The organism is Arcobacter sp. AHV-9/2010 (genome assembly GCF_004116575.1).
In the GTDB taxonomy this organism is placed as follows: Bacteria; Campylobacterota; Campylobacteria; order Campylobacterales; family Arcobacteraceae; genus Aliarcobacter; species Aliarcobacter skirrowii.
On record NZ_PDKH01000005.1, the window covers coordinates 59,785 to 78,627 of the forward strand.

General features: G+C 27.3%; 19 protein-coding genes and 1 tRNA gene. 11 read left to right on the forward strand and 9 right to left on the reverse strand.

Features of this window, described 5'->3' with window-relative positions; all coding sequences use genetic code 11:
• Position 1: 1 nt before the first annotated feature.
• Positions 2-1,207 carry an ABC transporter permease gene (locus CRU94_RS08155; RefSeq protein WP_129106292.1) on the forward strand — a complete coding sequence of 402 codons (1,206 nt, stop codon included), beginning with the start codon at positions 2-4 and terminating at the stop codon, positions 1,205-1,207.
• Between the two features lie 7 nt (positions 1,208-1,214).
• Here the strand turns inward: CRU94_RS08155 and CRU94_RS08160 are convergent, their stop codons facing one another.
• Positions 1,215-4,154 (reverse strand): YhdP family protein, encoded by a 2,940-nt coding sequence (locus CRU94_RS08160; RefSeq protein ID WP_258237437.1) that lies wholly within the window; start codon positions 4,152-4,154, stop codon positions 1,215-1,217.
• A 34-nt stretch (positions 4,155-4,188) separates the two neighbouring features.
• Here CRU94_RS08160 and mltG point away from each other — a divergent pair, with 34 nt between their 5' ends.
• The 3 genes from mltG (at position 4,189) to CRU94_RS08175 (ending at position 7,925) form a co-directional block, all read left to right on the forward strand.
• Complete coding sequence (gene mltG / locus CRU94_RS08165; protein ID WP_129106294.1) at positions 4,189-5,202, forward strand: endolytic transglycosylase MltG; 1,014 nt, start codon at positions 4,189-4,191, stop codon at positions 5,200-5,202.
• 117 nt (positions 5,203-5,319) lie between these two features.
• On the forward strand, positions 5,320-7,512 hold the full coding sequence (locus CRU94_RS08170) for an NADP-dependent isocitrate dehydrogenase (protein ID WP_129106295.1): 2,193 nt from the start codon (positions 5,320-5,322) through the stop codon (positions 7,510-7,512).
• 131 nt (positions 7,513-7,643) lie between these two features.
• Positions 7,644-7,925, forward strand: coding sequence for a c-type cytochrome (locus CRU94_RS08175; protein WP_129106296.1), 282 nt, complete (start codon positions 7,644-7,646; stop codon positions 7,923-7,925).
• Between the two features lie 18 nt (positions 7,926-7,943).
• Here the strand turns inward: CRU94_RS08175 and CRU94_RS08180 are convergent, their stop codons facing one another.
• Positions 7,944-8,342, reverse strand: a complete 399-nt coding sequence (locus tag CRU94_RS08180; protein WP_129106297.1) for a hypothetical protein — start codon at positions 8,340-8,342, stop codon at positions 7,944-7,946.
• A gap of 77 nt (positions 8,343-8,419) precedes the next feature.
• On the opposite strand from CRU94_RS08180, the gene CRU94_RS08185 reads away from it, so the two are divergent.
• The gene (locus CRU94_RS08185; protein WP_129106298.1) at positions 8,420-9,721 is read left to right on the forward strand and encodes a C40 family peptidase; all 1,302 of its coding nucleotides are present in this window, start codon (positions 8,420-8,422) and stop codon (positions 9,719-9,721) included.
• Here CRU94_RS08185 and CRU94_RS08190 read toward each other — a convergent pair whose 3' ends face one another.
• Together CRU94_RS08190 and rsmH are read right to left on the reverse strand one after the other, a co-directional pair.
• Entirely contained in the window at positions 9,722-9,976 is a 255-nt protein-coding gene (locus CRU94_RS08190; protein WP_066161517.1) for a hypothetical protein, read from the reverse strand. It abuts the gene before it with no gap.
• On the reverse strand, positions 9,969-10,874 hold the full coding sequence (gene rsmH / locus CRU94_RS08195; protein WP_129106299.1) for a 16S rRNA (cytosine(1402)-N(4))-methyltransferase RsmH: 906 nt from the start codon (positions 10,872-10,874) through the stop codon (positions 9,969-9,971). Before rsmH ends, CRU94_RS08190 begins: the two co-directional genes overlap by 8 nt.
• A 56-nt stretch (positions 10,875-10,930) precedes the next feature.
• Here rsmH and CRU94_RS08200 point away from each other — a divergent pair, with 56 nt between their 5' ends.
• The 3 genes from CRU94_RS08200 to CRU94_RS08210 all read left to right on the forward strand — a co-directional run bounded on the left by CRU94_RS08200 (position 10,931) and on the right by CRU94_RS08210 (position 12,040).
• Positions 10,931-11,509, forward strand: coding sequence for a class II aldolase and adducin N-terminal domain-containing protein (locus CRU94_RS08200; protein ID WP_129106300.1), 579 nt, complete (start codon positions 10,931-10,933; stop codon positions 11,507-11,509).
• 99 nt (positions 11,510-11,608) lie between these two features.
• On the forward strand, positions 11,609-11,884 hold the full coding sequence (locus tag CRU94_RS08205; protein WP_129106301.1) for an HU family DNA-binding protein: 276 nt from the start codon (positions 11,609-11,611) through the stop codon (positions 11,882-11,884).
• A 71-nt stretch (positions 11,885-11,955) separates the two neighbouring features.
• Positions 11,956-12,040 (forward strand) — tRNA-Leu (locus CRU94_RS08210).
• A gap of 132 nt (positions 12,041-12,172) precedes the next feature.
• On the opposite strand, the gene CRU94_RS08215 is transcribed toward CRU94_RS08210, so the two are convergent.
• Entirely contained in the window at positions 12,173-12,673 is a 501-nt protein-coding gene (locus tag CRU94_RS08215; protein WP_129106302.1) for a GNAT family N-acetyltransferase, read from the reverse strand.
• 208 nt (positions 12,674-12,881) lie between these two features.
• Between CRU94_RS08215 and CRU94_RS08220 the strand changes: the two genes are divergently transcribed.
• Both CRU94_RS08220 and CRU94_RS08225 read left to right on the forward strand, forming a co-directional pair.
• Positions 12,882-13,121, forward strand: a complete 240-nt coding sequence (locus tag CRU94_RS08220; RefSeq protein WP_164966582.1) for a hypothetical protein — start codon at positions 12,882-12,884, stop codon at positions 13,119-13,121.
• Between the two features lie 39 nt (positions 13,122-13,160).
• Positions 13,161-13,775, forward strand: coding sequence for a uracil-DNA glycosylase family protein (locus CRU94_RS08225; protein ID WP_129106304.1), 615 nt, complete (start codon positions 13,161-13,163; stop codon positions 13,773-13,775).
• Between the two features lie 462 nt (positions 13,776-14,237).
• Here the strand turns inward: CRU94_RS08225 and CRU94_RS08230 are convergent, their stop codons facing one another.
• Positions 14,238-15,014: a TIGR02757 family protein gene (locus CRU94_RS08230; protein ID WP_129106305.1), complete on the reverse strand. Its 777-nt coding sequence runs from the start codon at positions 15,012-15,014 to the stop codon at positions 14,238-14,240.
• A gap of 54 nt (positions 15,015-15,068) precedes the next feature.
• Here CRU94_RS08230 and CRU94_RS08235 point away from each other — a divergent pair, with 54 nt between their 5' ends.
• Positions 15,069-15,890, forward strand: a complete 822-nt coding sequence (locus CRU94_RS08235) for an SDR family NAD(P)-dependent oxidoreductase (RefSeq protein WP_129106306.1) — start codon at positions 15,069-15,071, stop codon at positions 15,888-15,890.
• Here the strand turns inward: CRU94_RS08235 and CRU94_RS08240 are convergent.
• The 3 genes from CRU94_RS08240 to rny are packed head-to-tail and all read right to left on the reverse strand — an operon-like array spanning position 15,887 to position 18,843.
• Positions 15,887-16,687 (reverse strand): ABC transporter permease, encoded by an 801-nt coding sequence (locus CRU94_RS08240; protein ID WP_129106307.1) that lies wholly within the window; start codon positions 16,685-16,687, stop codon positions 15,887-15,889. The genes CRU94_RS08235 and CRU94_RS08240 overlap by 4 nt on opposite strands.
• Positions 16,687-17,280 (reverse strand): 16S rRNA (guanine(966)-N(2))-methyltransferase RsmD, encoded by a 594-nt coding sequence (rsmD, locus tag CRU94_RS08245; protein WP_129106308.1) that lies wholly within the window; start codon positions 17,278-17,280, stop codon positions 16,687-16,689. Before rsmD ends, CRU94_RS08240 begins: the two co-directional genes overlap by 1 nt.
• A gap of 18 nt (positions 17,281-17,298) precedes the next feature.
• Positions 17,299-18,843, reverse strand: a complete 1,545-nt coding sequence (rny, locus tag CRU94_RS08250) for a ribonuclease Y (protein WP_129106309.1) — start codon at positions 18,841-18,843, stop codon at positions 17,299-17,301.

Sequence of the window (18,843 nt, forward strand, 5' to 3'; positions counted from 1 at the left end):
TTTGAATAAAAAACTTATAAATTTTATTGTAAAAAAGTATCTTAAATTTGATAAAAAAAATCCATTTATATCAATAAGTGCTATTTTGGCATTTATTGGTGTTGCTGTTGGTGTTATGGTTTTAATATTATCAATGGCAATTATGAATGGAACTGCAAAAGAGTTTGAAAGTAAACTATTTACTATGAACTATCCTCTTACAATATATGGAAAAACTTCAAATGCTGTAGATGAAGAGCTTTTAAAAGATTTACAGCTAGCGTTTAAAGATTTAAAATTTTCACCATTTATATCAACTCAAGCTATTATTCAAAATGGTGATAATATGAGTGGTGGAGTTGTTTTTGGAGTTGTTCCAAACTTAGAAAAAGAGATAAATCCAATATATAAAGATGCATTAAAGGATTTAGTTCCAAATAAGTTTGATATTATAACAGGTATTGGAATAAGTGATAAACTATATCTTTTTGAATCTGCTAAAGCAACTTTATATTTTACAGATTTAAATCCAGCTGGTTTCTCTTTGATGCCAAAGATGAAAAGATTTGAATATATATCATCATTTAGTTCAGGCTTAAGCGCTTATGATAAAGCTTATATGTACACATCAATTGAAGCTTTACAAACTATTTTACAAAAAAATGAAAATATTTATGATGGAATTCATATACACTCAGAGAATGCATTTGATGATATTGAAAAATTAAGAACTTTTTTAGAGAATAAAGATGTTGGAGTTGTAGGTTGGTGGCAACAAAATGGTAACTTTTTTGCAGCAATGAAGATGGAAAAAAGAGCTTTGTTTATTGTTTTAATGCTAATTATTCTAATAGCTTCACTAAATATCATCTCATCACTTCTTATGACTGTTATGAGCAGAAGAAAAGAGATAGCCCTACTTTTATCAATGGGAGCTAGCTCTAAAGAGATTAAATCAATATTTTTAAAGCTTGGAATTACTATTGGATTTGGTGGAATTATTTTAGGAATTATTTTAGGATTTGTAGGTTATTTTTTATTAGATACTTTTGATATAGTATCTTTACCAGCTGATGTTTATGGAAGCGCAAAATTACCTTTAGATTTAGCAATATCTGACTTTTTTTCAATTATAATTGGTGCAATAATTATTGTATTTTTATCATCTTACTATCCAGCTAGTCGTGCTACAAAAATCGATGTAATTGATGTTTTAAGAAATGAGTAGATTAATTCTATTCATCTTCTTCTTTTTTCTCTTCCTCTTTTTTCATTAGACTATTAAATATATCAAATGGTGAATTAATAACTCTTTTAAAAATATTAACAGGAGCATTTACACTATCTTTTAAAAAGTTTGAGTCTATTTTTGGATCACTTAAATCACCACTTAAATGTATTTTACTCTCAACTCTTTTATTATCTCCAAGAAGTATATAGTTTACAATAGGTAAAACATTTACAACATTTGAGTATGTTTTCATAAATATAAGATTTAACGATGAATCAATAGTGTGATTATCTAAAAATATTTTAGCATCACCTTCAAAATCCATTCCATTTCCAATAACATTAATATTTTTCAAATCTAAAATATTTGTTTTATTACTATAAGAAAACTCCACTCTACCTTTTTGAATACTATAATTTCCAATATTATTTATATTTAAAGCTGATGGGATTGCAAACAAAGGGTTTATTAAAGCAGGAGATGTTTGTACAAAAAATAGAATATTGTTTATTAAAGATAGATCTTTTATTAAACTATCTTTAACAAAAAGTTCACCTTTTAAATCTTGCATTGTTCCACTTGCAAACATATCAATACTACCATTTTGTAAAACTTTTTTATCTGCAAGTGCATTTATAAAACTACTATTTGCATCAGATAAAAAGATATCTAAATAACCCTCTTCTTCCTCACTATATGTAAATTTCATATCTTTATTTTCTAAATATAAAAACTTTCTATAATCATCAATATTTAACTCATATTTTGTAGCTATAACTCTATTTTTATTATTTAAAATAAAAGTTGTATCTTCACCACTTACAAATAACTTAATCTCAAGTTTACTATCACTCTTTTCTTCAATATTTTCAATACTATCATCTTTTTTTGGTGTATTGTAAAAAATTTCATACTCTTTTGTAAAAATTGTATAGTTGTTTTTATCAATATTAAGAAGTAAATCATCATTTATAGTTGAGATATCAACAATATCATCTTTATATCTACCCTTTATATCCAAATAATCTACCTCTTTTTTATTTTTGTGTAAAATAATAGGGAGTTTTGGAGTTGCAACTAACGCATTAAATAAGATAGATTCATCATCTTCAAACTTAACTTCTCCATTTTTTATATAAAATTTTTGTGAAAATATATTAAGAGTTGAGTTTTTTAACTCTACTTTAATATTTTTTATTCCATCTTTTTTATCTTTTGAAGATCTATTTTCAACTACCACTTCATAACTGTCCAAATAAATAAAGATATATTTATCAATATTTAATTTTAAGCTCTCATCTATTGAAGAGATTTTTATACTATTATTTATAATATCTGCATAAACTTCCAATGAATCAACTTTTTTACCATCTTTTTTTAAAGGAAGCTCTAATCCACTAATATTTGCCTCAAAATGTATATTGTTTTCATCAAAAATATTTATTAAAATATTTCCATTTTTTATAGAGTTTGATTTTAAAATAGTTGAATAGTTGTAAAATTTTGATAAATCATCAATTTTTATATTTAATTTTTCATCATAACTTATATCTACACCAAGCTCTTTTAAAGATATCTCTATTTTATCTTTAAAATCCATTGAGATATCACTTCTTTTAGATTTTAAATCAATAATTGAATCATCTTTTACAGCCAAATATATTTTTTTAATATCAGCCTCACCAACAGCTTTTAAATTTTTTAAATCAAAAATTAAATCTGTCTTTGCATCAACAATATCTTTATAGATAAATCTTGCATCTTTAATATATAATTTATCATTATTTAAAATAACTTTTGAGTTATTAGTTTTAAACTCAAAACTTCCAATAGCAATAGTTGAAGGCTCAATATCAAAATCACCATTTACTCCTATTTGTTTTTCACTGCTATATGGAATAGTCAAAAGTAGTTTTGCATCTGTTTTTCCACTTTTTTGAATAAGTGGTAAATTTATATGATAAGCACTTAAAATATCTAAAATTTCTCTATCTAAAGAAGTTTTTGTCTCAATATTTATTAATACTTCACCTTTTTTACTATCTTCAATATTGTTTATTTGAACAAAACTATTTTTTAACTCTTTATTCTTATAAAACGCATCAACTAATGAGATTTTTAAAAAACCATCTTCAAATTTTGCATCTAATCTTTTTGCTTTAACAAAGTCCAAATCTTTATGAAACTTAATATTTGCATCAGTTATTGTAAGCAAGCCTTCCAAAGAGCCAAGAATCATATTTTGATTATTTAAATCATACTCTCCATAAAAGGAGTCTAATTTAAATTTTCCATCTATATTATCATACAACCAAGAGTTAGCAATTGCAGGTAAATCTAAATATTTTTTTAAAAAATGTAAATTACTAAACTCCTTACTATTGATAAAGAATTTCATAAGTCCATCTTTAATTCCAATATTTGATTCTAAAACCATATCTTTGTAATATACAAAACCCTTATAGTTTAACTCTCTATCAAAATAATCAAGGTTTGCTCTACCTTGAAAATTAACTTGATAATCTTTTAAGTATAAATTCTCAAGATCTAAAAAAATCTTACTTTTTGTACCACTTATTTTTACTAAAACAGATATAAATTTATTCTCTAAATGAAGATTATTATCTTTAAAGAGTATTGAAAAATTATTATTATTTATAGATAAGTTTTTTATATCTATCTCTTTAAATAGAGTTATAACTTTTGGAAGAATTGTTAAATCTTTTTTTGAAGCCTCAAAAGAGTCTTCTGCTTTACTTGAAATATATCTATATTCAATATTATCAACTTTTAATATAAGCTTTTTATCTAACTTAATATAAAATTGCGAAATCTTAATACCAAAAAGTGAGAATGAGTTGATAAATATACCAGAAGATAGAAGCATAAATGTTAAAAATATTGGAAAAATTAAAAGTAGAACTAATGCTTTTTTAAGACTCATAAACACTGTAAATATTATCCTTATTGTTTCTATTATGATACTTTATTATCTTACTATGCCAGTAGTTACATCGAAGGTTTTATATATTCCACAAGGCAGTACAAAGTCAATTATATCATACTTAAATAAAAATTCTTACGAACTAAATAAGATAGATGAGATAATATTAAGCCGTTTTGGATATGTTCAAAGTGGCTGGATTGACCTAAAAGAGAATAAACTTACAAAAATGGATTTTTTAATCAAACTTTTAAAATCTAAAGCTGCATTAAAATCTATTACTTTAATACCTGGAGATACTTATTACTTTTTTATAAAAAAAATTGCTAGTGAGTTTAACCTAGATGAAAAAAAATTGTATGAAACATATAATAAATACTCATTTAAGTTAGATGGAAATATATTAGCAGAAACTTACTCTCTACCAATTGGAATGAGTGAAGAGGAGATTATTCTATTCCTTCTATCACATACAAATCAAAAATATGAAGAGTATTCAAATAAGATTTTTGGAACTTACAATAAAGAGCAGTGGTATAAATATGTAACTTTAGCATCAATTATTCAAAAAGAGGCTGCAACTATTGATGAAATGCCAATAGTTTCAAGTGTAATTTATAATAGATTAAAAAGAAAAATGCCACTTCAAATGGATGGAACTTTAAATTATGGTGAATACTCAAACTCTATTGTAACTGCCATGAGAATAAAAGAGGACAATAGTTCATACAATACTTATAGAAATAGAGGAATTCCTAAAAATCCAGTTTGTGCTGTAAGTTTAGATGCAATAAAAGCTGCGATATTTCCTGTAAAAAGCAACTATTTATATTTTGTAAGAGATAAGACAACTGGATTACATAAATTTTCATCAACATATAGTGACCATAAAAGTAACATTAACTCAAATATTGGAGTTATAAAAAATTATTCAAAAATAAATGACAATCCTACAAATATAGATAAAGAGGCTAGTGATATTATGAAAAATGATATAACTAATCAAAAAGTTCCATCTATAAAAGATCTCTTTAATAATATAAATTAATATGTGAATATTTGAAACAATCAAATGTTTACATCTTATTAAATATTAAATTTCAATAGTTTTAAACCAAACAAAGAGTACAATCCCAAAATATATTTTAAAAATTAGGATGGAAAAATGGCACAAATTATTTACACAAAAGTTGATGAAGCACCAGCTTTAGCAACATACTCTTTTTTACCAATCGTAGAGGCTTTCACAAAAAGTTCTGGTATACAAATGGTTCAAAAAGATATTTCACTAGCTGGAAGAATTATTGCAGCTTTCCCTGAAAACTTAAAACCAGAGCAAAAAATTGGTGATGCACTATCTGAGCTTGGAGATATGACTCAAAATCCAGATGCAAATATTATTAAATTACCAAATATTTCTGCATCAATTCCTCAACTAAAAGCAGCTATTGCTGAGCTTCAATCAAAAGGTTATAATATTCCAAATTATGATGCAAGCCAAGAGGTAACTGCAAGATACTCTAAAATTTTAGGAAGTGCTGTAAATCCAGTATTAAGAGAAGGAAATAGTGATAGAAGAGCTCCAAGTGCTGTTAAAAACTATGCAAAAAACAACCCTCATAAAATGGGAGTTTGGACAAAAGATTCTAAAACTGATGTTGCACACATGAATGCTGATGATTTTTATGGAACAGAAGTTTCAACTATTTTAGAAAAAGAGGATGATTTCAAAATCTCTTTTGTAGCAAAAGATGGAAAAGAGACAGTTTTAAAAGCTTCATTACCTTTAGAAGCAGGAGAAGTTGTTGATGCAACTAAAATGTCTGCAAAATCTTTACAAGAGTTCTATCAAAAAGGTATTGATGAAGCTAAAAAAAGAGATGTATTATTATCACTTCACCTAAAAGCTACAATGATGAAAGTATCTGATCCAATTATGTTTGGATTTGCTGTAAAAGTATATTTCAAAGATTTAATTGCAAAACATAGTGCAACTTTTGAAAAAATTGGTGTTAATTTTAACAACGGTTTAGGTGATTTATACTCAAAATTAGACCAAGTTGATGATGCTACTAGAGCTCAAATTTTAGCTGATATTGATGCTGTTTATGCTTCGCAACCAAGACTTGCTATGGTAAACTCTGCAAAAGGTATCACAAACTTACATGTTCCATCTGATGTTATTATTGATGCATCTATGCCTGCTATGATTAGAGGTGGTGGAAAAATGTGGAACAAAGAGGATAAAGAAGAAGATACTCTAGCTATGATTCCAGATAGATGTTATGCTACAACATATCAAATTATTATTGATGATTGTAAGAAAAATGGAGCACTTGATCCAAAAACTATGGGAACAGTTCCAAATGTTGGATTAATGGCTAAAAAAGCTGAAGAGTATGGAAGTCACGATAAAACTTTCCAAGCAATTGCTGATGGTAAAATAGTTGTAACAAATAAAGCTGGTGAGACTGTATTTAGTTTTGATGTTGATAATGGTGATATTTTTAGAATGTGCCAAACTAAAGATGAGCCAATCAAAGACTGGGTAAAACTAGCTGTTAATAGAGCAAGATTATCAAATACTCCTGCAGTTTTCTGGTTAGATAAAAATAGAGGTCATGATGCTAAAATGATTGAAAAAGTTGAAAAATACTTAAAAGATCATGATTTAAGTGGTCTTGAAATATCTATTAAATCTCCTGATGATGCAATGCAATACTCTCTTGATAGAATGAGAAAAGGTCTTGATACAATATCTGTTACAGGAAATGTATTTAGAGATTATAATACAGATTTATTCCCAATCTTAGAGCTTGGAACTAGTGCTAAAATGTTATCAATTGTACCACTTATGAATGGTGGAGGACTGTTTGAAACAGGTGCTGGAGGAAGTGCTCCTAAACATGTTCAACAACTTCAAGAAGAGAACTATTTAAGATGGGATAGCTTAGGTGAGTTTATGGCACTTGCAGCTTCATTTGACCACTTAGCTAATACTCAAAATAATAAAAAAGCAGCTATTTTAGCAAAAACTCTAGATGCAGCTACTGGAACATTCCTAATCAATGATAAATCTCCAGCTAGAAAAATTGGAAGTATTGATAATAGAGGAAGCCACTTCTATTTAGCAATGTATTGGGCAGATGAGTTAGCAAAACAAAATGATGATGCTGATTTAAAAGCTGAGTTTACTCCAATTGCAAAAGCAATGAATGAAAATGAGGCTCAAATTGTAAAAGAGCTTACTGAAGTTCAAGGAAAACCTGCAAATACAGGTGGTTACTACTTATTTAATGATGAATTAACTTCAAAAGTTATGAGACCATCTGCAACACTAAATAAAATTATTGGATAATTTTTAATTCAAGAGAAAACTCTCTTGAATTATTTTACTCTTAAGCTCTTTTTTAACTATTTCTTGACAAAAATCAACAAATTTTAATTTTGTTTAATCTATAATTTATCACTTCATAAAAAAGGGAAAAAATGAAAAAAATAGTTATAGCTTCAACAATTTTGGCAGCAACATTTGCATTTGCAAATCCTTATGCAAAATGTGTTGCATGTCATGGTGCAAATGGAGAAAAAGTAGCTCCAGGTGGAAAATCTAAAATCATTAAAGATATGTCAAAAGAGGATTTTATAGCTGCTTTAAAAGGTTATCAAAATGGAACTTATGGTGGAACTCAAAAGGTTTTAATGGTTGGTCAAGTAAAAGGTATGTCTGAAGATACAATGAAAGAGATTGCAGACATAATTATAAAATAGTAAAAATAGCTAGATAATCTAGCTATTTTTTAATCCTATATTTTTTAACTCTTCTAATACTTTTCTTAAATCTTCTTTCTCTTTTAACAAGTTTTTTATAATAATATCTTTGTCATCTTCAATATTTTCTATATTTTTTTGCTCCAAAATCCTTCCTAAATGAAATATAAAAACATTGTCATCTTTTTTGTACTCTAATTTATTACACTCAATTACAATTTGTGGCTTATCTTCTCCTAAACTATTTTGTAGTAACAATTTTTTTATATCTTTTATTTCATAAAAAATTGCATCATCAATTATTTTTGGATTAAATAACTCTTTTTTCCAGTAAGTTGTTGCTGGTTTAACTACTGTTTTCTCTTTTTTTAAATATATTTTTTCAAATAAATCTTTATTTATAGATAACTTATACAAAACCCACCTCTTTTTAAAAGCTCTATTATATTGAAATAACTTTATAAATGGTAAAATAAAATAAAAAAGGTAGTTTTATGATTAAAAGTTTTTTTAGTAAAAGAGTGAAAATTTTATTAGTTTTTATTGCTTTAGCATCTATTCTATTCTATATTTTTAGTGATAAAAAAGTGACTCAAACAATTTTTGAGCTTGAGGATATTGAACTTTTATCACTCTCAAAAAAGGCAAAAAATAGTGTAATTGACCAAGAAAAAGAGAGCAAAGAGTTTTTAAAAAAATATTTTTTAGTTTGGGAACAAGATAAAATTAGTATCTCTAAAGAGGATGCTTTATGGGGATTTTCAATCAAAGATGTTACAAGATATTTAGAAAACTTCTCTAAAATAGACTCAAAATGGCTAGAAAAAGAGAAGATTAACTCAAATTTTGAAGAGTTTAATACTCTAAATAAAAAAGCAATAACAATAAAAAATACAAATATAAGAGTTTTTCCTACAATATCACCTATATTTAAAAATCCACAAACTCTAGGAGAAGGTTTTCCATTTGATTACAATCAAAATTCACTTCTAAAAATAAACTCTCCATTAATGGTTTCTCATCTTTCAAAAGATAAAGCTTGGGCTTTTATTGAATCAGGATTTGTTTATGGTTGGATTAAAATAGATGATATTGCTTTTGTTGATGATAAATTTATAAATGAGTTTAAAAATGAAAACTATTTTATTGCTATAAAAGAAGATTTTGCAATTTATAATCCAAATTTTATTGAATATATAAAAGCTAGTACAATTTTTCCTAAAAAAGAGAACAGATATTTAGTGGCAACAAAAGATAGATTTATGAATGCAAGAATCGATTTTATAGATATAAAAGATGATTATGTTAGCTCTTTTCCACTTGAATTTAATTTAGAAAATAGAGTATTAGCCCTAAAAGAGTTTTTAAATGAGCCTTATGGTTGGGGTGGACTTTTAACAAACAGAGATTGTTCTAGCTTCACTCAGGACTATTTTTCTATTTTTGGAAAATTAATTGCAAGAAATTCAAAGACTCAAACTTCATTTGGAGAGTATATTGATTTGAGTGATAAATCAAATGAAGATAAAAAAAGATTTATAAAAAATAGTGCAAAACCATTCTCAACTTTAGTATATCTTCAAGGACATATAATGCTTTATATTGGAAATTTAGATGGTGAACCACTTTTAGTTCACAATATTTGGAGTATAAAATTAAAAGATAAAGATAATAATGAAAAGAGACAAATAGTTGGAAAAACTGTAATCTCTACTCTTGAAATAGGAAAAGAGTTAGAAGAGTATGATAGTGAAAATAGTGTTTTAAGTAGAGTTTTAGGAGTAACTATTTTTTAGTTACTCTTCGTCAAATAGAGGATTTACAATCATTGAATCAAGAACTTGATTTTTAAATTTTAACTCTTCTAGTTGCATACTTAAAAAACTATTCTCCTCTTTTAATGCTACATAGTGTGCATAAAGTCTATTTATATCCTTACTTGTATAGTAGATATTATTTTTTACATAAATTCTTGGAAAAAATATTAGTATTGATAAAAAAAATATCAAATATGCTATTTTTAAAGAGTTTTTACTATTTAGACTAATCAAATTTAAATATCCTTAATTTTGCACTTCTACTTCTAGGATTTTGTTTTATCTCTTCAGAGCTTGCAACAATTGGTTTTTTAGTTATTACTTTTCCTAAAGAGTTATTATTTCCACATTCGCATCTAAATACTGCTGCTGGACATATACAACTTTGACTCCATTTTTTAAAGTAATTTTTAACAACTCTATCTTCTAGTGAGTGAAAAGATATGATAGCAACTATACAATTTTTAAATTTTGCCTTTTCAATAGAGTCAAAAAGTCTTATCAAAACACCAATCTCATCATTTACCTCAATTCTTATTGCCTGAAAAATAAGTGTTGCTGGATGAATTTTTCCTTTTGGAAGTTTTTTATAAAAAAATTCCGCAAGCTCTTTTGAACTGTAAAATGGTCTATTTGAAACAATTAAATTAGCAATTTTTTTATACTCTTTTATCTCTCCATACTCTTTTAATATATTTTCCAACTGCTGTTGTGTGTAACTATTTACAACAGTTGAAGCATCTAAATTTTGAGACTGATTCATCCTCATATCAAGATTTTCAGAGTTAAAAGAGAAGCCTCTTTCAAGTTTATCTAACTGCAAAGAAGATACACCAATATCTGCTAAAATACCTTTTATTGGATGTTCTTTAAAATTTGATATTACATTTTCAAAATTTGAAAAACTAAATTCAACTCTTTTTTCAAACTCTTTTAATCTTTTTTTTGAAAATTCTAAAGCCTCTATATCTTGATCATTACAGATTAATTTAATATTATCGTTTTGCTTTAATAATCCACTACTATGTCCTGCATAGCCTGTTGTACAATCTATTATAAATCCATCGTTGATAGTTTTAAAAGCATCTAATACTTCATTATACAAAACTGGAATATGTGGAATTTCTTGCAATTTAATCCTTTTATTAAAAATGGTGTATCATACCAAAAAATAATTTAAGGCATAAGATGTTAAATCAAGATACTATAAAACTTCTATCAGAATTATCACTATCAATGTTTACAAAAAACTTTTTTGGAATATATCAAGGAGCAATATCTGCAAAATTAGATTTTGATCACTTTGTAATAAATTCAAAAGATGCAGTGTTTGATAACCTTGATGAAAAATCATTTTGTACTTTAAATATGAATAAAGTTGACTATAGATGGAATATAGCAAGTCTTGATTCATATACTCACTCAACAATTTATACAAATATACATGAAGCAAAATATGTTGCATTTGCAACTCCTATTTATACAACTGCTTATACATTGGTTCATGATAACATTGTTTTTGAAGATTATCTTGGAAAAATGATTTTTGGAGAATTAGAGATTTATAATCCTGGAGATTTAAAAACTTGGAGTAAAAGAAGTGCACTTGAAATAACAAAAGAGATAAAAAAAACAGAACATAATCTTTTAGTTATAAAAGGAATTGGGGTATATATTTATGATAGAAATATTCATGAGCTTGTTAAAAAGGTAGCTATACTAGAGAATTCTTGCAGGCTTTTGAGTATCAAAAGTACCTTTAAGTAGTTTTTTATATAAAAACATTGAATTGATAATATTTTTAGGAAACTTAAAGTTTAAATAGAATAAAGTTTTAAAATTTTAATTTATATGAGGAGTTACCCTATGAACAAAGCTGAATTTATTGATGCAGTTGCTGCAAAAGCGGGATTATCTAAAAAAGATGCAAAAGGTGCAGTTGATGCAGTTTTAGAAACTATAACGGAAGCTTTAGTTAAAAAAGATTCTGTAAGCTTTATAGGATTTGGAACATTCTCAACTGCTTCAAGAGCTGCTAGAGTTGCAAAAGTTCCAGGAACAGATAAAACTGTAAATGTACCTGCAACAACTGTTGCTAAATTTAAAGTTGGAAAAGCTTTAAAAGAAGCAGTTGCAAAATAAGTTCGCTTATTTTATAGTGTAAAAGAGTTTATCTATTTTGAGATAAACTCTTTTTTTAATTTAAAAATTATGCCTGTATGGTGAAATTGGTAGACACGCTAGATTCAAAATCTGGTTCCTTCGGGAGTGTCGGTTCGACTCCGACTACAGGTACCACTTAAAAAATCTTCTTTAATTACCATAATATCGAATACAAACAACCATTTAAGCTTATATATTTATATCTTTTTGAAGAGCTTTTGTAGAATATCGCAATCGTTTATATTTGCTATATGTTTTTGATTTCATCTATAAAACCTTTTTCATAAAGATATCTCTTTTGTAGGTTTTGTGCTTTGGGGTATAAAAAGTAAACTGATACTTTTTATAAAGTTCAATCGCTGGTGCATACTCTTTTGAATCCCAACTATACAGATGTAACTCATTAGCACTATTTTCTTTTGCTTTTTCTATAGCAAACTCTAAGAGCTTTTTCCCTAGCTTGTTTTTTCTAAATTTTTTATCAACAGCAAACCATCCAAGCCAAGCAATATGGGAAAAATCTACTTCATAATACAATCCAACCATACCTATGGTTTTTTGTGCAAAAGAATCAAAAATAATCCAGTATTGCATAGATTCTATGGAGTTGTTTTCTAATGAAGTGTGGAACTTTTTTGGATCAAGACTCGCTTCTAAAAGTTGTTTTTCATCTTCGCTTAGATTAGAAAAAACAGTATCTCTTAAAAGTATGGTTTGGTGTAAAGTGTCATAACTAAGAGGTTCTATAGTGTATTTTAGTGTATCCATTTTTAGAGGCTCCTTGTAAAAGAAAGTGTACCACTTAAGGGAGACAAAAAGATGTCCTTAGTGTAAGTTACAATTCTCTTGCACCATAAAATCAATACCAAAGGATAATCATCTCAGTGGATACAGCCTCACAAAAAAACAAATTTTAAAAATACCAAACTTGAGTTTAGACAGTGCTATAGCTTTTATGAGAGATATAAGAGTTCTTGTGGTGGCAGGACTTATAAAGAAGTATCAAACTACTCTTACAAAAACATCAAGACTCAAAAGAGTATTTCAACTTCATAAAAATTTTGATGAAAAATATGAGTTACTAAAAATATACATCAGTACAGCTCATACCAATTTTCTTGAGGGAGAACATCAAAGTGTTATTTATGAAAATATGCTGATACTTGATAGATTGATACTTGAAGTTAATGAGGGAGTCAATAAGTTTGCTGCGTGAAGTTAATATTTTATATAATAAAACAAAAAAGGATATTAAATGTCTATAGAAATACACCCTTTTGAGCCGTTTATACCTGAAGAGGCGACAAAATTAATTATTGGAACTATTCCTCCGGAAAGATTCTCAAAAAACAATTTATTTGAATCAGATGTAAACTTTTATTATGGAAGTAAAGATAATGCTTTTTGGAATCTTTTATCAGAAATATCACATACAGATTTCTTGAAAAAAAACAGCTCTGATGAAATAGATAAAAGAAAACAGTTTTTAACTGATCACAAAATTGGAATTTGTGATATTGTAAAAAAAACACTAAGAAAAAATGGAAGTTCTTTAGATAAAGATTTAGATGTGATTGAATTTTTAGATATAGTTGATATTTTAAAAAAGTATCCAACTATTGATTCTTTAATTTATACAAGTGGTAATGGTGGAGTGAAGTTTTTTATGACAAAATATCTTAGAGATAAATTTTCTAAAGAAATTTGTCATAGAACTATTAATTCAAAACAAAAAAAATATTTCATTGAAATCAATTCTAAGAATTATCAAGTAGATATTCTATTTTCACCATCTCCCAATGCACTTAGAAGTCTATGGAAAGATGGTGCTACTAAAAGAGTTAATAAATGGAAAGAAATTTTTGCTTAACTCTAAAAAATATTTTATAATTGAGAGTAAAAGTCAGGTTGTATTAGTACCCTTTTTTTCTCAATCTCTTGTAATAGTTTTAAATAAGAACCAGAAAATAGTTTTTCATAAGGCAAAATATAAGCATATTCTAAAAGATACTCACTTCTTAATATAAGTCCAATGATGCCACTTTGAGAATCTTCAATTAAAGTAATAGTTTCTTCATCAATAAGGTTTTTATCTCCTAGAATTTTAGTTTGATTAAATCAGAGTTGTCAATATAGTTCGAACTAATTGCCACTTTATCCAAAGCAAAGTATCCATAGTGAATTTGATTTTTTTCATTTAATAAATAAAAACTTTTTAATTTTTCTTTACCATTCATAAATAGATAACTGAAATTAGGTTACCATTCCAGTTTCATTGTTTGTATGACCACACGGATCTAAATATGGAAGATATTCTTCGTATTGGTACCACTTAAAAAATCTTCTCTTGACCTAATCTATAAATTGCAAAATCATATTTTATAGGATCATTAGCTTCAAACTCTTTTAATTTTTTTGTTATTTCTAAAGCTGATTTTAGATTATATCTCTTGTTTTTTAGAAGTCCTAATTTTTGTGAAACTTTAAAAGTGTGAGTATCTAAAGGTAAAATCAAATCTTTTTTATCTATATTTTTCCAAAGTCCAAGATCTATATTATCATCTCTTACCATCCATCTAAGATACATATTCCATCTTTTATATGGAGAGTTTGACTCTTTTATATCTCCATTTTTATCTCTTTTAAAACTATTTCCAACTAAAAAATCGAATCCAGCAGATGAGTAATTTGACTCCTCTTTAATCTTTTTTATAACAAAATCAATACCCTCTAAAACACTATTTTCATTTTTATAAGCTTCATAAAATAACTCTTCTAAATTACTTTTATCTTTTAATCTTTTAAAAGTTTTAAATACAGCTATCACATCCGAGCTATTTTGAAATCTATAGTAGTGATTTTTTAACTCTTTTTCTATAATTTCATCACTTTTATCTAGTAGTGAAAAATCCAAACTATCCAAAAATTTAACTATTAATCTTGCATTTCCATAAGCAAACAAAGCACAAAGTAAAATAGCATAGTGACAATTTTGTCTTTTTGCAACAATTAATGGATCTGGTTTTTCATAGCTTACTTCAAAAATATTGTTTCTACTATTAACTTCAATATCCAAAAGCTCTTTTAATTCTATATCTTTTTGTGTCATTTAAATTCCAAAATTAGTTTTGGGTATAATAGCCAAAATTTTATTAGGAATCTTATGAAAAATATACTAATTACAGGTTGTTCAAGTGGTATTGGACTTGAAACTGCACTATTTTTAAAAAACAACAATATTAAAGTTTATGCAAGTGCAAGATGTGAAAAAGATGTAGAGATTTTAAAAAATTTAGGTTTCAAAACTTTTAAGATTGATGTTACAAAAAAAGATGAAATAACTTTTGCTCTAAATGAAATTTTAAAAGAGGATAAAAAACTTGATTCTGTTTTTAATAACGCTGGTTTTGCAATTCCAGGAGCTATTGAAGATATAAAAACTGATGATTTAAAAGAGCTTTTTGATACAAACTTCTTTGGACTTCATGAGCTTACAGCTCAAGCTATGAAGATATTTAGAGCTCAAGGGTATGGAAAAATAATTCAGCACAGCTCAGTTTTGGGAATTATCTCTTTAAGATTTAGAGGAGCTTATAATGCTAGTAAATATGCAATTGAAGGATTATGTGATACTTTAAGACTTGAAACTTTAAATAGCAATATATTTGTAAGCACAATAAATACAGGTCCTGTTACATCAAAATTTAGAGAAAACTCTTTAAAAAATTTTAAAGAAAAAATTGATATAAAAAGTAGTTTCTGGAAAAGTTCTTATGAGAGTGAACTAAGAGCAAGACTTGAAAGTAGTGATGATAAAGGAGCTTTTACACTTCCACCAATAAGCGTTGCAAAAGTTGTTTTAAAAATTTTAAACTCTACTAAGCCAAAACCAAGATACTATGTAACAAAAGCTACATATATATTAGGTTTTGCAAAAAGAGTTTTAAGTACATCATGGCTTGATAAATTGCTTGTAAAAATCTAATTTTTTACAAGCTCTTTTTTATTTGCCATATTTTGCAGATAATCACTTATTTGAATTAGACAAAAAGTTATAATAAATATCATAAGCCCAGGGAAAAAACTAACCCACCAAGCAATATCTATTACAGTTTTCCCATCACTTAACAAACTTCCCCAGCTCATTTGTGGAGGATTAATCCCAAGTCCCAAAAATGAAAGCCCTGATTCAGCCAAAATTGCACCAGCAACACCAAATGAAAAAGAGATTAAAAAAATAGGTGCTAAAAGTGGAGCAAAATATTTTAAAATAATTTTTGTTTTACTCACACCTGATACTTTTAAAATCTTGATAAATGGTTTATTTGATAGTGCAAAACTCTCACTTCTTATCATTCTTGACATTCCCATCCAACCTGTTATTGAAATAACAACAATTAAAATAAGAGTGTTTGCCTCAATATATGAAACCAGTGCTAAAAGCAGAAAGAATGTTGGAAAAGTTAAAAAAAGATCAATTATAATTGTAACTGCTTTATCAACATTTCCTTTAAAATAACCAGCTGTAATTCCTACAATTAGTCCTAAAAAAGATGAAAAACTAGCCGCCAAAAATCCAATAATAAGTGAAGTTTGACCACCTTGTAAAACTCTAGCAAAAATATCTCTTCCTAATCTATCTGTTCCCATAATATGCTCAAAACTAGGAGCTAAAAGAATTTTTTGTGGATCTAACTCATATGGTGAAACTGTATAAAAAATTGGCAAAATAAACATTGCTAAACTAACAGTTATCAACAAAATAAAAGCAAATCTAAACATTAAATAGTATAGCTATAATAAGATAGTGAACTTTTACCAAATTTTCTAGTTTTTTCTAAACTAAATTTTCCTAAAATCTTTGGAACTTCAAGTTTTGACTCATGCTCAATTATGATTTTAAAAATATTATTTGACTCTATATTTTCAATCATTCTAAAAGATTTATCATAAATATCTTCCATTCCATCTCTATAATCAAAAGGTGGATCCACATATAAAACTATCTCATCTTTAGAGTTCTTTAAAAAATCTAAAATTAAAGGTGTTTGAACAAAGGCATTTCCTTGGATTGTTTGACACTTTTCAATATCAACTTTTTTACAATTTTTTAATAAAATTGAGTAAGAGTTCTTATCAAGCTCTATAAAATAAGCTCTCTTTGCTCCCCTACTTATTGCTTCAAGTCCAATAGAACCGCTTCCAGCAAATGACTCTATAAATATCTTATCAATAATATCAAATTGCAAAACATTAAAAACTGACTCTTTTAAAACAGCCTTTGAACTTCTTGTAACATCAAGAGATGGTAAATCTAAAACTTTTCCTTTGTAGGCACCTGCTATTATTTTTGTTGTTGGTTTTGCTTCTTTCATATTTTTGCCTTTTATAGATTATCTAGCGTAACTTTCAGCTCTTAACTCTCTTATTACATTTATTTTTATCTCACCTGGATATTGAACTTTCTCTTCAATCTCTTTTGCTATCTCTGTTGCCAATAAAACTGCTTCATCATCATTTACAAGATCTGCATTTACTATAACTCGAACCTCTCGTCCAGCATTTATAGCATACGCATTTGTAACTCCAATTTTACTTGTAGTTATATTTTCAATCTCTTCAACCCGCTTTAAGAAGCTCTCTAAAACCTCTCTTCTTGCACCTGGTCTTGCGGCACTTAGTGCATCTGCTGCACAAACGGCAGCTGATTCTACATTTATTGGTTCTTCATGACCGTGATGAGCATAAATTGCATTTATAACAGTTTCACACTCCCCATATCTTTTACAAATATCAGCACCTAAATCAACATGACTTCCAGGAGCTTCATGAGTTAAAGCCTTTCCAATATCATGCATAAGTCCAGCTCTTCTTGCAAGTATTGCATCTCCACCCATTTGTGCAGCAATAAGACCTGCTAAATGAGCAACTTCAAGTGTATGTGCAAGTGCATTTTGTCCATAAGAGGCTCTATATCTTAATCTTCCAACAAGTTTAATAAGCTCAGAATGCATAGATTTAATTCCAAGCTCCATAACAACATCTTCGCCCTCTTTTTGAATATTTTTATCAAATTCAGCTTTTACTTTTTTATAAATCTCTTCAATTCTTGCTGGTTGAATTCTTCCATCTTCAAGTAGCTCTTGAATCGTTTTTGTTGCAATTGCACGCCTGTATAGATTAAAAGATGAAACTGTAATTGTATTTGGTGTATCATCAATAATAATATCAACACCTAAAAGCATCTCAAGAGCTTTAATATTTCTTCCTTCCTTACCAATAATCTTCCCTTTTGTCTCTTCATCATTTAAAGGAATATTATTTATAAGTCTCTCTGCTGCAAACTCTCCTGCATATCTAGTAACCGCCTGTGATAAAATATTATTAATCTCTTGCTTTGAGTTTTGTTCAGCAAGTTTATATTTTTTTCTAAATATTGAAGATATTGTAGCTCGTGAATCCTCTTCAACTTTTTTTAGCATTAACTCTTTTGCTTCACTTTTTGTAAGCCCAGAACCATTTTCTAAGATTTTCATAGCTTCTAAAGTTTTTTGTTCATAAACCTTTTTTTGCTCTTCCAATCCATCTTTTAGAGTTTTTATTCTTCTATTGTTATCTTCAATTTGCTCTTTTTCTCTTTTTATAGCTTTTAATTCGCTCTCTAAATGCTCATTTAAATCTTTCTCTTTTTTCTCTATTTTAAAGAGCATATTTTCATACTCTTTTCTAGCATTTTTAAACTCTCTATCACACTCAAACTTTGCTTTTAGCTGAGCGTCTTTTAGTGCAACTTCAGCTTCATGCTCAATTATTCTTGCTTTTGCTTTTGCTTGTTCAATAAATACTTCAATCTTTGCTTTATGTATTTTTCTCACAACAAAAACAGTAATTGCAGAACTTAAAAAAGCTACAACTATTGCTAATATTATACTCTCCAT

Bases quoted from the DNA above. Each gene is read 5' to 3' on its own strand.
- CRU94_RS08160 (WP_258237437.1), bottom strand. From the start codon at position 4,154: ATGAGTCTTAAAAAAGCATTAGTTCTACTTTTAATTTTTCCAATATTT.
- mltG (WP_129106294.1), top strand. From the start codon at position 4,189: ATGATACTTTATTATCTTACTATGCCAGTAGTTACATCGAAGGTTTTA.
- CRU94_RS08170 (WP_129106295.1), top strand. From the start codon at position 5,320: ATGGCACAAATTATTTACACAAAAGTTGATGAAGCACCAGCTTTAGCA.
- CRU94_RS08175 (WP_129106296.1), top strand. From the start codon at position 7,644: ATGAAAAAAATAGTTATAGCTTCAACAATTTTGGCAGCAACATTTGCA.
- CRU94_RS08185 (WP_129106298.1), top strand. From the start codon at position 8,420: ATGATTAAAAGTTTTTTTAGTAAAAGAGTGAAAATTTTATTAGTTTTT.
- CRU94_RS08200 (WP_129106300.1), top strand. From the start codon at position 10,931: ATGTTAAATCAAGATACTATAAAACTTCTATCAGAATTATCACTATCA.
- CRU94_RS08205 (WP_129106301.1), top strand. From the start codon at position 11,609: ATGAACAAAGCTGAATTTATTGATGCAGTTGCTGCAAAAGCGGGATTA.
- CRU94_RS08215 (WP_129106302.1), bottom strand. From the start codon at position 12,673: ATGGATACACTAAAATACACTATAGAACCTCTTAGTTATGACACTTTA.
- CRU94_RS08225 (WP_129106304.1), top strand. From the start codon at position 13,161: ATGTCTATAGAAATACACCCTTTTGAGCCGTTTATACCTGAAGAGGCG.
- CRU94_RS08230 (WP_129106305.1), bottom strand. From the start codon at position 15,014: ATGACACAAAAAGATATAGAATTAAAAGAGCTTTTGGATATTGAAGTT.
- CRU94_RS08235 (WP_129106306.1), top strand. From the start codon at position 15,069: ATGAAAAATATACTAATTACAGGTTGTTCAAGTGGTATTGGACTTGAA.
- CRU94_RS08240 (WP_129106307.1), bottom strand. From the start codon at position 16,687: ATGTTTAGATTTGCTTTTATTTTGTTGATAACTGTTAGTTTAGCAATG.
- rsmD (WP_129106308.1), bottom strand. From the start codon at position 17,280: ATGAAAGAAGCAAAACCAACAACAAAAATAATAGCAGGTGCCTACAAA.
- rny (WP_129106309.1), bottom strand. From the start codon at position 18,843: ATGGAGAGTATAATATTAGCAATAGTTGTAGCTTTTTTAAGTTCTGCA.